Below are 14,495 nucleotides of genomic sequence, written 5' to 3'. Positions count from 1 at the left end.
TTAATTCAACTCTTTTCCTGTTAATTGTAAGAAAATCTCTTCTAAATTAGGTTCATTAGAATGGATAGTTAAAATATCTTTATCGATCTTTTGCACATTTTCTCTCGTTAAGTTTAGTGTTTTTTGGGTATCGTCTTTATAAGTTATATCAATTTTAGGCTCTTTATAATACTTTTTCTTCAAGATTTGAGGAGAATTACATTCCACGATCTCACCACCATGCAACAAAGCCACTTGATCGCATAGAATTTCAGCTTCGTGCATGTTATGAGTTGTCAAAAACAGTGTCATTCCTCGTTTCTTTTCTTCGAGAATGAGCTGATGAATTTCTTTCATCGTTTTGGGATCAAGCCCACTAGTCGGTTCATCCAGGAACAATAACTCTGGATTATGTAAAAGAGCTCTAACTAAAATAAGCCGTTGCAGCATTCCTTTTGAAAGCTTTCCAGCCTTTTTTTTCTTTGCAGCAGTCAACCCAACTCTCGACATCAAAAGATCAATTCTAGCATTCGGAATATTATAAATTTGAGCAAATATTTTTAAATTCTCATAACAACTTAACTGTTTAAAAACACCGCTATTATCAGTGACGATTCCAATCCTTGTGTAAAAATGAGAGTCAATTGTTTTTACATCTTGATCAAGAATTTTTGCTGTTCCATTCGAGCTTTTTATCTGTCCAGTTAAAATCTTGATAGTGGTTGTTTTTCCAGCGCCAGAGGGCCCTAAAAATCCAAATATTTCTCCCTTTTTTACGTTGAAATTTATCTTTTTTAATGCAGTCTGATTCCCAAAATTTTTGCTGATATCATTCATTTCTATCGCATAAGTCATTCGCTGATCCTCCTATAGTTCCTAATAAAATAATCACACAGACAAAAAATAGCTAATGGTATACTTGAAAAAAATAGAATAAAACAAATTATAGCTATATGAATCGTAAATACATTTGTCCTGAGAAATACTTGAATTGCCTGACTAAAAGCAAATCCTGAAGCTAACGATACCACCTTCATCATCATTTCTTTTTTGCTACTTGTCATCCAAAATATTAAAAATAAGACTAAAAATTGAAGACTCGTACTGATTAATCCAACGATCAAAAATAAAAAAATCCTGAGGTTTCTTTTTTCACGAGAAATAGATGGTTCATAAAGATTTTCATAGCTTATAGAATCATTAAACCTAACCTTGTCGATACGGTTGCATAATATATTTAAAGCTTCGAGATTTACCTCAGCTGCAACTTTTTCCATGATCATTGGCAAAGAAGTCCCTTTTACATGAACACGTGTCAGCTCTTCGGTTGCGGCTATTTCTTTTTGATAATGATTGGGTAGACTGGGGTGGTACGTTGGGCCTAAAATGATCCCATTTCCCAATGTACCGCCAGATGTGTATGGGATATTCATATGACTGAAGTAATCACTGAACAGTCTCATATGATTGTCTGGCGTATCGACGGCTTTGATTACAAGATCTACTGGATCATGAAGAGTTAAAATATCTGACAGTTGGATATATGGATTAGTTATTTTTCTTTTATATGTAACAATCTCTATATCTGGATTGATTTTACTTAACTTATTCTTTAATACAGAAACTTTACTATGATTGATATCCGCCTGGTCGTATAATAATTGTCGGTTAAGATTATCTATTGAGACATGATCATCATCTATCAAGATCATTTTTTTTATTCCTAAGGCTGTCATAGCCCATGCTGAATGAGAACCCAGACCGCCACAGCCTAAAATAAGTACCGTCTTTTCTTTAACGCTATCATAAAGATGTTTTTCACTTTGAGCTAAAAACCAGCCTCTATTTACAGAGTCTACCTTAGTTGTTTCGATCAGTTCCTTCGTTAAAATATTCAAGTTAAGCAAGGCTTCAAGATTCTCATTTCCCACTATTAGTGCTGCCTGCTCTATATTACATGGTAGATTCGCTAAAAGTTCATCAACAATGAGCGTTGGCAAGGATAATTGTTGTTCTACTCTGCTGAATAAATATGTGATTGTATCTTTTTTTAAAATAGAGCAATAAGGGTTCAAATAAAGATTTTTAATATTTCACACGTCCTTTCAAAGCGCGACCTCATTCAAAAATTTCCGCTATGGCAATAATGAGCATAGCTACAAGTACTATTTTTTGACTCCATAGGAATAAAAAGAAGCATAGTCTCTGAAGATTTAAATCATTCATATTTTTAAAAAAATAAAAAATATTCATATTATCTGCAATCAAGCTCGATTGAGTCAGCTCAGTCAAAATTTTTTGTCCATCGCTTTGGCTAAATAATAAGCACATATTTTGTATAAAAAAAAGAAAATTGATCACACTGACCAATAACCAAAATGATTTTGTCTCTCCCGCAAGCATTCCTCCCAGAAAAGAGTATAAACTCAAAACAAGATTAAAAAGTGGACCCGCGAATAAAATAGCTATTTTATCGTTCAGCTCCTGTAAAAATTGTATTCCTGTAGTATCAACACTGACTAAGCCCTTTTTTATATTCAAAGAAATCGTAGGAACAAGTAATCCTCTATTAATGGCAAAAAGAAAATGACCGATTTCGTGAATTAAAATGCTGACTACTGTTATCAAAAACACTTGGATGAATAGAAAAATCAAGTTTTGCTCCTCTATAGATTTCCAAGCAGAAACATATTCACTCATAGAAAAAAAAGTCGAAAATGCTACTGCAATTATTCCTCCAATAATAAGGAATATAAAACATAATTTTTCTAGAACTATAGATGTAGAGCTCTTCTTAACTTTTGAAACATTCACTCTTAAAAATGATTTTTTTTTCGTTGGATTAAGCAACCCAATCGATTCAAAGACTTCCATAAACGATATAATTTCAGCCTGAGTGTATTTTGAATTTGCTTCCAGTTCAGAGAGAGAATAATTTTTTTCCAGCATAGATAAAAATGTAATTTCCTTCTCACTAACAAGATAATGTTGGTTACTAAGGCCATCATAAAGATGATACTCTTCTTGATTTTGAAGACGTTGATAACAAATCAAAGAATTTAAGTCATAATCATACATAAGTTATTCCCCTCAAAAAGTAGATCACCCCTATTATCAAGTGATACTCTTCCTATTTCTAATTATCGTCAGGTACTTTTAAATAGTAGCGGGAGCCAAGGCACTTATCTCCAAATAATCAATTAATTTGGTCTTGATAAAGTCATATCTCCCCTTGGATACTCCCGCATAAAAATGTTGATTGAACTTTCCTACTACTTTAATCCTCAGAAGTAAATTTTTTTTAACAAACCTCATAAGTAATTCAGCATCTATAACACGTAAAGTTTATATTCTGAGAATTAAATTTTAGTCTGATTAGCAAACTACAGCTGCAATCAATCCACCGACAACTAAAAGTCCGCCGACAATAATAAAGTTAGCGTCTTTTTCTTCAACTTTTTTGAATTCCATTATTCATACCTCCCTTCCAATTTTCTAAAAGATAACAGGTTAAATTGTTCTATTAGAGCAAACAAAATAAAAATCGGTACTACAATCAGATAAACCCAAAAGGATGCCTGCCAATTGATTTTCAGTAACTGCCCCACAACAAACGTCAATGACATTCCGCCGATCCCTTCAAATGCACTTTGAAATCCGATTGCTGCCGCTCGTTCATTTCCATGATAAAAATAGCTAATAATTGAAATAAGCAGCGAATTGAACATCCCTATACCAAAACCAAAACAGGCTCTAGAAATAAATATGATCGCAAAGTTAGTCACTATAGCTGGAATGATCCCTGAAATCAAAACAATTCCTAATCCCAGCAACACTGACTTTTTATAGCCTATACATTTAGCAATCTTTGTACTCAATAATACAGCTGGAATAATGAATAGTGCTGGAATCGTTGTTAGCATCTCTACCAATGGCAATGGGATCTCAGGAAATGTTTGAGCGATTGCTGGTAGATTTGCTCCAATCGCGGCACCTGAAACAACGATCAATGATACTGCTAAAATCGAAATTTTCCTCATTTTTAAACTGTCCACTTTTTTCCCTCCTCAAGCTCTTTTCTTTTTCAGGATACCTCTTAGAGTACACTCAAAGTCAAGGAACTATAAAAAAAATAACAAAGCTTGACTTAGAGCCAACTCTACGTGGTAAAATGAAACGAGAAAACTGTTCAGGAGGAGGAAGCAATGACTTATAAAATCCAAGAATTTTCACAAATCACAGGTCTGAGTCCATATACTTTACGTTTTTATGAAAAAGAAGGTCTTATTACCGTAAATAGAGACCAAAATAATATTCGAATTTATGATGAACAGAATAAAGAATGGATCGATTTTTTCTTACACTTAAAAAAGACTGGTATGACGATCGAAGATCTCAAACAATACATCGACTGGTGGCACGAAGGAGATGCAACAAATCAAAATCGATTGGCGCTTTTACAAAAGCAGAAACAAATTGCTTTAAATGAAATGAAACAAATTCAAGAAGGAATCGATATGCTGGATTATAAGATCGAGAAATACCAAAAGAAAGTCGATACTAGTCGAAGAAAATAAATAAGATTTTTTCAACCTTGACATGATGCTGTCAAGGTTCATTTGTTATACTTCTTTTTAGTAATACAATAAAAATGACCACCAGGAGGAACATATTATGACAATGATCAACGTTAATGGTACTGAACTTTTTTATACAAAATCAGGTCAAGGAGAGCCAATGCTATTACTACACGGCAATGGGGAGGATCATCATATTTTCGATCGACTAAGTCAAAAATTACAAAAAAAATTTACAGTGTATGCGATCGATAGCCGTAATCACGGAAAAAGCGCCCAGACAGAACAGTATGATTATGAACGAATGGCTGATGATATCATTGATTTTATCGATGTGTCGAAGCTTGAAAAGGTCAATATCGTTGGTTTCAGTGATGGTGCAATCTTAGCGATCCTCATGGGCATCAAAAAATTATCTTGTCTCAATAAACTAGCTCTTTTAGGCGCCAATACAAGCCCTGATCAGCTAAAACCTGAAATATTTGACCATATTGTCGAAAAATATGAAGAAACGAAAGATCCTTTTTTTAAATTGATGATGGAACAACCAAATATTCCTTTGCAAGAATTACGTAAAATCGAAGTCCCTACACTGATCATCGCTGCTGATGATGATCTATGCGAACCAGAGATATTTGAACAAATGCATCAACTGATTGAAGCTTCTGATTTGAAAATCATGGAAAACCAAGATCACGGTAGCTATATTATCGATAATGATATCTTAGCAGAGCCGTTACTTGATTTTTTCTCTGCCTAATTACAAAAACGAGCCAGATTTATTAAATGAACTATGTTATGATCGATGAGTAGAAAAGTGAAAAAGATGGTGGCTAACTCCTAGAAAAAGGGGGGATGCTTATGGTTCTCTGCTTTATCCCTGGAAAGGAATAGACATGTCTGTTTTTGAAGCACTTACGCTGATGGTTGCATTTGCAACTTTAGTTGTGCTGATCATAGACCAAGATAAACCAAAAAATAACCATCTAATTCCACTTGGACAGTAATTAGATGGCTTCACAAATTTAATTATAGTCACCGTCTTTTGAACGGGTCTACAAGAGAGGTAGGAAATTCTACCTCTTTTCATATTCATCATAGCATAAAAATATAGTTATGTCACACTGTTCCAAGATAATGAACGATGTGATTTGTTTTTTTAATTCCAAGATACCTAAAAAGATTGTAAGAAACCTATTCCATCGAAAGGATCTCACGTTATGATTACTCGTAAACAAGCATTATTAGTTCTTGACATAGGAGGCTCGGCTGTTAAATATGGCATTTGGTGTCATGAAACATTGTATCACCAAAGTATTTTTCCTACGCCGCGAACTAGAAAACAGTTTTATGCATCCGTACAGCAATTATATGAACGATTTTCAGATGAATTTTCGATCATCGGAGTAGCTGTCAGCTGCCCTGGAGAACCTGATGAATCGACTGGAATGATTAGGGGACTGAGCTATGTTCCTTTTTTGCATATAGGTGAATTTCAAAAAGAGTTTTCTGAATTCGTGGGCTTACCTGTCTCATTACAAAATGATGCAGATAGTGCGGCATTAGCTGAGATGACTTTAGGGATCGGTAAAAATCAGCAAAATGCATTATTTACGATTATTGGATCAGGTGTTGGTTTATCCATCGTAAAAGATGGACGCATTCTTAAAAACGCTGCTGAAAAAATCGATACAGTCGAGAAATTGATTGCCGATGCAATAAAAATGATAAATAACTCACACGTTTCTCCTGTTCAGCTAGGAAGAACAGTCTCTTTAAAAAATTTTAAATGGCCAAGTACGATCGAAGGAAAAGATGTATTTGAGCTTGCAAAACAAGGAAATGATGTTGCACGTCAAGAAATCGAGCGCATGTATTCAGCACTTGCAGAGATCATGATTTTTCTAAATGACGCCTTCGCTCCAGAATTCATTGGTTTAGGCGGAGGAATCAGTAATAATCCTGAGTTATTACCTAATCTAAATAAAAGGATCACTGAATTATTAGTGAGCCAAAAACCTAAAATCGATATTTATCGAAGCTTATTAAAAAAAGAACATGAATTATTGGTACCCAATATAAAAATTTGCCACTTTAAAAAGGATGCCAACTTGATTGGCGCAGCACTTCATTATCAAGAGACATATTCACGATCATAGTAAAAAAACCAATGCCATTCTTCACAGAAATGTGGAACGGCATTGGTTTTTTATTATTTATTGTATATTTTTGGTCCTTTTCGCATATTTCTACGATCATTCTTTGGTGCTTCCATCTGCTTAGATCTACCACCGCTTTGTTTCTTTTTGATCAGCTCAAGCATTTTCTTTTTTGTATCCATCTTTACACCACCTTTGTCAGTAACGTCACTGACTCGATATGGGTCGTTTGAGGGAAATTATCTACTGGTTGAACTTCTTTTACTTCATAACCACCCTCTACCAACAAAGCGAGATCTCTTCCTAGTGTTGCAGGATTACAGCTAACGTAAACAATGCGCTCTGGTTTTGTTTCGATCAAGGTATCGACTAAGCTTGCTTCCAAGCCTTTACGTGGAGGATCAACGATCACAACATCTGGTTTGATCTCTTGTTCCAATAATCTTGGTAACGCTTCTTCCACAAGTCCAGCAGTAAAGGTCGCATTTGTAATACCGTTTAGTTGAGCATTACTTTCCGCATTTTTCACGGCTTCTTCAATAACTTCCACACCATAAACCTGTTTCGCATCTTTTGCTAAAGTCAGACCGATCGTACCGATACCACAATAGGCATCAACAACTACTTCATTACCTGTTAAAGCTGCGTACTCTTTTACTTTATTATACATTACTTCTGTTTGCTGTGGATTGACTTGATAGAATGAACGAGAAGAAATTTCAAATTTCAAATCAAAAATCGTATCAATGATCTGATCTTCACCATGAAGTAAAATTGTTTCATCACCAAAAATGACATTTGTTTTTTTCGGATTGACATTCTGTACGATGCTAACCACTTCAGGAAGCGCCTCTAAAATATCAGGGACGATTTTACTTGTCGGGAATAGTTTTGGTGTTCTTGTAATCAGAACTACCATCATTTCTCCAGTATGATAGCCTCTACGAACAACGATATGTCGTAAGTTTCCAGTGTTATCAGACTCATTATATGGTTTCACACTGTAACGTCTCATGATATCACGAATCTTGATCACTGCTTCATCGATCTTAGGATCTTGGATATAAAAATGTTCCAATGGAATCAAATCATGGCTATTTTTTCTAAAGAAACCTGTTTGTAATTGATTATCGATTTTTCTTACTGGAATTTGTGCTTTATTACGATAGCCCCATGGGTTTTTCATTCCTAAAGTATCTAAAACTGGCACATCCGGCAATTTGGCTACACGCTGCATCACGTTTTTTACTTGGTTGGTCTTGAAATTTAATTGGGCTCCATAAGCTAGATGCTGCAGTGGGCTGATGCCGACTTTGGTAAAATTTCGATCCTTGACTGGTACACGGTCTTCACTCGATTTTAAAATAGTCACTACTTTTCCATATCCAAAGCTTTTACCGACTTTCAGGACTTTGATTTCGATTTTCTCACCTGGTAAAGCATCTTCTATAAATAGCGGATAACCATCGATTTTAGCTACACCCATTCCTTCATGGGTCAAATCAATGATCTCTACTTCGATCGTTTCATTTTTTTTTACTGGAAAATTATTCATAGGTCGCTCCTTCTTTTATGCGCTTCACTCATTCTAATGAAAAAGTACAGGAAAAGCAATAGAGAGTTCGGATTTACAGTGAAAGAATTATATTTTTAATGCAGAACATAAAAAGATGAGATAAAAACGGTCTTCTTTACCTCATCTTTCATTATTTCATTTAAACTAGTTGATTTCAGCCAGTTTATTTTCAATCAATTGAATCACTTCTTTTTTTGCTTCATCATTTTCGATAAAATCATATTTATCTCCATCGATTTGAATTTTTGGACTTTCATCATAGTCTTCAAACCATTTTTCATAGCGGCTATTTAGCTCTTTGTAGTATTCATAGAGTTCTGGATCATCGTCGACCTGCTCGTATGAACGTCCACGTCGTTTGATTCGTTCCAGCATTTTGGGAAAAGATACCTTGATATGAACTAATAGATCTGGACGCTTTTTATGTGCAGCGTACGGTAGTTCCTGCAGCATGTTTTCTAACAACGAATCGTAGACCTTCACCTCAGTTTCATTTGCTCTGCCCAAGTCAGCATTCAAATGGAAAAGCAATGAATCTTCGTAGATCGAACGATCTAATACATTATTTTCATGAGATAACGCTTGTTTAATGCTATCAAAACGTTTGTTTAAAAAATAAATTTGTAATAGAAATGCATATTTTTGAGGATCTGCATAAAACAAAGGTAATACTTCATTATCATCAACAGATTCATAAAATGCCTCTGAACCTAAATGTTCTGAAATAATTTCTGTCAAACTGGACTTTCCTGCACCAATTGTACCTGCTAAAACGATCACTGCCATCGAACTCCCTACCTATATTAATTATTTTTTTTAATTTTCAACCAATGTATCATACCATATATCGAGTTAAAGGTGTACATACAATACATAACAAACAATGCATAGTCCCCGCCAGCATGTGTCCCAGCTTTAAACCATAAAATGATAGAAAATAAATTTCCTAATAACCAAAAAACAAATTGTGACTGATACCGATTGATCATCAATAGCATTCCCGTTGCTGAGACACTAAAAGTTACTGCATCAAGTGTTTGCTGTGCATCATTGACAAATCCTAGAAGATAATACGCAGCCAGACCGATCACTAGCCAAATCACCCCCGCATATAACCATTGAACTCCTCTTAGGACTTTGACCTCTGTCACACTTCCAGTTCCATCTTTACTTGCTTTCAGCCAAGCAAATAATCCTGTAATATCCATGATGATATAAAACGTTTGAAGCAGTACCTCTGCATAGACTCTTGTTTTTAGACCAAAATAACCAATGATCAACGCACTGATAAAACCGAATATATAGTTACTTACTTTTCCTTGAGCAATCAGATTGACACAAATAATTCCGGATAAGCCTCCAACTAATGTGATCCAACTGGATGGATTAAAAAGAAACGCGATCAATTGGACTAAAATCATTATTATCAAAAATAAATAGCTTTTTCTTTGCCAGCCTTTAAAATCATTTATAATAAAATTTGCACTCATCTCAAACAAACCTCTCGCGACTGTTATTATCACCTTCTGCAGAATTGACGACTTCATTAATTTACTCTTGTTTGCATCAGAAGTCAATGAGAATCCTTCTCAATAATGAATTATGAGAGCTTTTTTATGCTATATATTGTGTTTGCTAATTATACAGAAACCATATATTGTGTTTTTTCGATAAAGTCTCTCATTTTTGAATCAAGCCTCCTAATTAAAAAGAGGTCCCAGTCAAAACTAAGATGTTTTGACTGAAACCTCTTTTTCATGAAAGAATCAACCGATTTGTCCATTGTTATCAATATCTTCTTCGGTCAAACGCTCAACTTCTTTTACAAACTCTTTGCTTGCTGCATGATACTGATCTTCTTCTTCCTGACCATCTTCATCCTTATATTCACTTAGGACTGATCCCATGATCGCATTTGAAGGAATCGCATCGGCATTGGCAAACATTTCAATATGCTGATGTAAATTCGTAAATTCCATTGGAGCATCGCCGCCATATTCTCCGTCTAAATTGATCATCATCTTCGCTTTGGGGTCTAGAGTTTCAGCATGTAAATAGCTTGTTTTCGTATAAATCAACCGTGGATCTTCCACATGCTTGCCACCATTTAACATCAAGGCAACTAAATGAAGGATCTCAAAAACATTTGCTGTTTTAACGATGATCAAAGAAAATTTGCCATCATCCAGTTTGGCGTCGGGTACGATCGTTTCAAATCCTCCAACTGAGTTTGTCAGCCCAAGGAAAAACATGGATGCATTTCCTTCATATACACCTTCGTCGTATTCCATCCGCATCTTGATCGGTTTGACCCGCGGCAGCATTTCAGCACCCTTAGCTAAATAAGCAAGGTAGCCAAAAATACTTTTCAGTTCCGAAGGAACTTCATACGTCAACTCAGTTAAATGACCACCTGCTGCGATATTGATAAAATAGTTCTCGCGCGCACGGCCAATGTCCATTTTGACTGTCTGGTTTTTACGAATCACTTCCGCTGCCCTGACAATATTATCTCGAGGGATTTTCAATGCTCTTGCATAATCATTCGTTGTTCCAGCAGGTATAATCGCCATCTTGGGACGATTTTCTAAAGGAGCGATTCCGTTCACTACTTCATTGATCGTTCCATCTCCCCCCGCTGCAACAATCAGGTCAAATCCCGATTCGGCTACACGGCGGGCTTCATTTTTAGCGGAATTTTCTTCTGGAGTTGTGGCAAAAGCACTAGCTTCATATCCACATTCTTCCAAGATCGAAAGAATGTCTGCTAGGTTTTTCTTGACTAGTTCTTTACCGGAAGTTGGATTATAAATTACTCTTGCTTTTTTCATCTGCATCTGCTGCTTTCTATCGTTTTGTCAATTCTTCTTGGAGCAGTTTGTTTACAACACCTGGGTTTGCTTGACCTTTCGTTGCTTTCATGATTTGACCTACTAAAAAGCCGACTGCACGGTCTTTCCCATTTTTAAAATCATCGACAGATTGTTGATTGTTATCCAACACATCATTGATGATCGGCAACAATTGAGAAGGATCAGAAAGTTGAACTAGACCTTTCGCTTCAACAACTTCTTTAGCATCTCCGCCATTTTCGATCAATTCTTTAAAGACTTTTTTCGCGATTTTCGAACTGATCGTGCCATCTGCGATCAACGTGATCATTCCAGCTAGATTTTTAGGCGTTAGTTTTGTATCAGCCAACTCGACTTTTTCGCTATTCAAGTAAGCAGAAACTTCACCCATCAACCAGTTTGATACTTGTTTGGCATCTGCTCCCTCTGCTAAGGCAGCTTCGAAGAAATCAGACATTTCTTTCGTCAATGTCAAGACCATTGCATCGTATTCTGGTAATCCTAATTCTTTCGTATATCGTGCACGTCGAGAAGCAGGCATTTCAGGTAGGCTTTGGCGTACTTGTTCGATCCATTCATCATCGATTACAAAACGCGGTACATCAGGTTCTGGGAAGTAACGGTAATCACTTGATCCTTCTTTGACACGCATCAATAATGTTTTATTCGTCGTTTCATCAAAACGACGCGTTTCTTGTTGGATTTCGCCGCCTGATAGTAATACTTTCGCTTGGCGTTTTTCTTCAAAGGCCAATCCTTTTTTAACGAAGCTCATAGAGTTCAAGTTTTTGATCTCAGCTTTTGTTCCGAATTCTTCTTGCCCGTATGGACGTAATGAAATGTTGGCGTCACAACGCATTGAGCCTTCTTCCATCTTCACATCAGAAACATCTGTAAAGAGAATGATCGAACGTAATGCTTCTAAATAAGCATAAGCTTCTTCTGGTGAACGCATATCCGCTTCTGATACGATTTCGATCAGCGGTGTTCCTTGACGGTTTAAATCGACGTAAGAATAACCACCTTCTCCATGAATATTTTTACCAGCATCTTCTTCTAAGTGAACACGTTCGATTCGAATACGTTTTGTTTCGCCTTCTACTTCAATATCGATCCAGCCATCATGACCGATAGGTTGGTCGAATTGAGAAATTTGGTAGGCTTTGGGATTATCTGGATAAAAATAGTTTTTACGGTCAAAATGTGTGTCTTTTGAAATTTCACAATTTAAAGCAAGTGCTGCTTTCATTCCAAAAGCAATCGCTTCTTTATTCATGACTGGCAAGACGCCTGGGTAACCCCAGTCGATCACATTTGTGTTGCTGTTTGGCTCAGCACCAAAATGAGCTGGCGCCGGTGAAAAGATTTTAGAGTTTGTTTTTAGTTCTACATGGACCTCAAGTCCGATGACAGTTTCAAAGTTCATTAGTCATTCCCCCCCAAGATCACAGGTTTTTTCATGTGGAAATCTGTTGCTTGCTCAAATGCATAGGCTGCTTTATACATCGTGCTTTCATCGAAAGCTTTCCCGATGATTTGTAAGCCTACTGGCAATCCTTCTGAGAATCCAGCCGGTACGGACATACCTGGTAATCCAGCTAAGTTCACTGGAATCGTTAATAGGTCATTCATATACATCGTGATTGGATCATTGATGTTTTCACCTAACCCAAAAGCGACAGTTGGAGATGCTGGACCGATAATAATATCATACGATTCAAATACCTTATCAAAATCTTGTTTGATCAAAGTTCTAACTTGTCCTGCTTTTTTGAAATAAGCATCATAATAGCCGGCACTTAATGAAAATGTCCCTAACATAATACGACGTTTTACTTCAATACCAAAACCTTCTGAACGTGAATTTACATAAACGTCTTCAAGATTCTTCACATTTTCAGAACGATAGCCATAGCGAATACCGTCAAAGCGTTGTAAGTTTGAGCTTGCTTCTGATGAAGCGATGATATAGTAAACAGCTACACCGTATTTTGAATGTGGTAAGCTGACTTCTTCAACCGTTGCGCCTAATGCTTTAAATGTTTCTGCCGCTTTAAGGACAGCCTCACGAACTCCAGCATCCACACCTTCACCAAGATATTCTTTTGGCAAAGCTACTTTCATGCCTTTGATGTCACCTGTTAAGCCTGCTGTAAAATCAGGAACAGATACGCCGGCAGAAGTGCCATCTTTTTCATCAAAGCCACTGATGGCATTCAATGCTAAAGCATTGTCTTGAACGTTTCTAGTCATTGGACCGATTTGATCTAAGCTTGAAGAAAAGGCGATCAAACCAAAACGAGATACACGTCCATATGTTGGCTTCATGCCGACGATTCCGTTGAATGAAGCTGGTTGGCGAATACTTCCACCCGTATCGCTTCCCAATGAAACAGGAATTTGACCAGCAGCAACTGCTGCTGCCGAACCACCTGAAGAACCTCCTGGAACTTTTGAATGATCCCAAGCATTTTTTGTTTGTTTAAAATATGATGTTTCTGTACTTGCACCCATCGCAAATTCGTCCATGTTCAATTTTCCAACCGGGATCATATCTGCTTGATACACTTTATCCATTACCGTTGCATCATAAATCGGATTGAAATTATGCAGCATTTTTGACGCTGCTGTTGTTAAAATATCTTTGGTTACAATATTGTCTTTGACACCGATCGGAATTCCAGCTAAAGGATTAGATTCAGTAATCCCTTTTAGGTCGATCGCTTTCGCTAACTCCAACGCTTTTTCTTCACTAACTGTAATGAATGAATCGACATCTTTTTCTGTTTCTTTGATGCGATCCAAGGTTGCATGTGTTAAGTCAGTTGCGGTGATTTCTTTTGATACTAAAAGATTGTGCAGCTCTGTAAGTGATTTATCGTATAATTTCTCCATTATGCACCAGCCTCCCCGTTATCGATAATTGCTGGCACTTTAATGTAGCCATTTTCTGATTCAGGTACGTTTCTCATTAACTCATCACGATCCATGCCAGGTACGGCATGATCTTCACGCATCACATTGATCGAATGCGCAACATTAGAAGTAAAAGGGACACCCTCTGTGTCTACTTCTTCTAATAATTCCACCATATCAATGATCTTGCCTAATTGATCAGTAAAATCTTTTAATTCTCCATCGGAAAATGATAATTTTGATAATTTTGCTACATGTTTCGCTTGTTCTTCACTAATTGCCATGGATACCCTTCTTTCCTTTAGAAGAACTCCGACAAGTTGATTCTATAAAGAGACTTGCTCAAAAATAGAAGACCGACTTGTTAGAGTTCTTTCGTTCAAATTTATACTGTTAAATGAAGCATTTTTATTCAATAAAACAGCTTTTTCCTTAT

16 protein-coding genes are annotated in these 14,495 nt (G+C 36.4%); 4 read left to right on the top strand and 12 right to left on the bottom strand.

The genetic code is table 11. The features are described 5' to 3' along the window. The 4 genes from A5889_RS14580 to A5889_RS14565 all read right to left on the bottom strand — a co-directional run bounded on the left by A5889_RS14580 (position 1) and on the right by A5889_RS14565 (position 4,034). Positions 1-834, bottom strand: a complete 834-nt coding sequence (locus A5889_RS14580) for an ABC transporter ATP-binding protein (protein WP_087639519.1) — start codon at positions 832-834, stop codon at positions 1-3. Beyond that, the gene (locus tag A5889_RS14575) at positions 831-1,910 is read right to left on the bottom strand and encodes a HesA/MoeB/ThiF family protein (protein WP_176372747.1); all 1,080 of its coding nucleotides are present in this window, start codon (positions 1,908-1,910) and stop codon (positions 831-833) included. The genes A5889_RS14580 and A5889_RS14575 overlap by 4 nt, the downstream gene beginning before the upstream one ends. A 187-nt stretch (positions 1,911-2,097) precedes the next feature. Next, a complete protein-coding gene (locus tag A5889_RS14570; RefSeq protein ID WP_087639517.1) occupies positions 2,098-3,057 on the bottom strand; it encodes a hypothetical protein in 960 nt (319 codons plus the stop codon). Between the two features lie 392 nt (positions 3,058-3,449). Next, positions 3,450-4,034 (bottom strand): MFS transporter, encoded by a 585-nt coding sequence (locus A5889_RS14565; protein WP_087639516.1) that lies wholly within the window; start codon positions 4,032-4,034, stop codon positions 3,450-3,452. Between the two features lie 150 nt (positions 4,035-4,184). Here A5889_RS14565 and A5889_RS14560 point away from each other — a divergent pair, with 150 nt between their 5' ends. The 4 genes from A5889_RS14560 to A5889_RS14550 all read left to right on the top strand — a co-directional run bounded on the left by A5889_RS14560 (position 4,185) and on the right by A5889_RS14550 (position 6,715). Beyond that, the gene (locus A5889_RS14560) at positions 4,185-4,556 is read left to right on the top strand and encodes a MerR family transcriptional regulator (RefSeq protein WP_087639515.1); all 372 of its coding nucleotides are present in this window, start codon (positions 4,185-4,187) and stop codon (positions 4,554-4,556) included. Between the two features lie 97 nt (positions 4,557-4,653). After that, a complete protein-coding gene (locus A5889_RS14555) occupies positions 4,654-5,316 on the top strand; it encodes an alpha/beta fold hydrolase (RefSeq protein WP_242585508.1) in 663 nt (220 codons plus the stop codon). A gap of 136 nt (positions 5,317-5,452) precedes the next feature. Next, positions 5,453-5,563 (top strand): putative holin-like toxin, encoded by a 111-nt coding sequence (locus A5889_RS16510; protein ID WP_254909538.1) that lies wholly within the window; start codon positions 5,453-5,455, stop codon positions 5,561-5,563. A 213-nt stretch (positions 5,564-5,776) separates the two neighbouring features. Further along, positions 5,777-6,715, top strand: coding sequence for an ROK family protein (locus A5889_RS14550; protein WP_087639514.1), 939 nt, complete (start codon positions 5,777-5,779; stop codon positions 6,713-6,715). A 53-nt stretch (positions 6,716-6,768) separates the two neighbouring features. Here the strand turns inward: A5889_RS14550 and A5889_RS14545 are convergent, their stop codons facing one another. The 8 genes from A5889_RS14545 to gatC all read right to left on the bottom strand — a co-directional run bounded on the left by A5889_RS14545 (position 6,769) and on the right by gatC (position 14,343). Then, complete coding sequence (locus tag A5889_RS14545; RefSeq protein WP_254909537.1) at positions 6,769-6,897, bottom strand: hypothetical protein; 129 nt, start codon at positions 6,895-6,897, stop codon at positions 6,769-6,771. 2 nt (positions 6,898-6,899) lie between these two features. Beyond that, entirely contained in the window at positions 6,900-8,270 is a 1,371-nt protein-coding gene (gene rlmD, locus A5889_RS14540; protein ID WP_087639513.1) for a 23S rRNA (uracil(1939)-C(5))-methyltransferase RlmD, read from the bottom strand. Positions 8,271-8,435: 165 nt separating this feature from the next. Next, positions 8,436-9,077 carry a deoxynucleoside kinase gene (locus A5889_RS14535; protein ID WP_087639512.1) on the bottom strand — a complete coding sequence of 214 codons (642 nt, stop codon included), beginning with the start codon at positions 9,075-9,077 and terminating at the stop codon, positions 8,436-8,438. A gap of 17 nt (positions 9,078-9,094) precedes the next feature. Next, entirely contained in the window at positions 9,095-9,781 is a 687-nt protein-coding gene (pnuC, locus tag A5889_RS14530; RefSeq protein WP_176372746.1) for a nicotinamide riboside transporter PnuC, read from the bottom strand. A 276-nt stretch (positions 9,782-10,057) separates the two neighbouring features. Continuing rightward, positions 10,058-11,122: a diacylglycerol kinase gene (locus tag A5889_RS14525; protein ID WP_087640392.1), complete on the bottom strand. Its 1,065-nt coding sequence runs from the start codon at positions 11,120-11,122 to the stop codon at positions 10,058-10,060. Positions 11,123-11,138: 16 nt separating this feature from the next. Continuing rightward, positions 11,139-12,569: an Asp-tRNA(Asn)/Glu-tRNA(Gln) amidotransferase subunit GatB gene (gene gatB / locus A5889_RS14520; protein ID WP_087639511.1), complete on the bottom strand. Its 1,431-nt coding sequence runs from the start codon at positions 12,567-12,569 to the stop codon at positions 11,139-11,141. After that, complete coding sequence (gene gatA / locus A5889_RS14515) at positions 12,569-14,038, bottom strand: Asp-tRNA(Asn)/Glu-tRNA(Gln) amidotransferase subunit GatA (protein ID WP_087639510.1); 1,470 nt, start codon at positions 14,036-14,038, stop codon at positions 12,569-12,571. Before gatA ends, gatB begins: the two co-directional genes overlap by 1 nt. Beyond that, positions 14,038-14,343, bottom strand: coding sequence for an Asp-tRNA(Asn)/Glu-tRNA(Gln) amidotransferase subunit GatC (gatC, locus tag A5889_RS14510; protein ID WP_087639509.1), 306 nt, complete (start codon positions 14,341-14,343; stop codon positions 14,038-14,040). The genes gatA and gatC overlap by 1 nt, the downstream gene beginning before the upstream one ends. Positions 14,344-14,495: the final 152 nt, after the last annotated feature.

Source organism: Enterococcus sp. 9D6_DIV0238 (assembly GCF_002174455.2).
Lineage (GTDB): Bacteria > Bacillota > Bacilli > Lactobacillales > Enterococcaceae > Enterococcus_L > Enterococcus_L dunnyi.
Note: the sequence above shows the minus strand (reverse complement) of the source record. Positions and strands in the feature narration are given on the sequence as shown.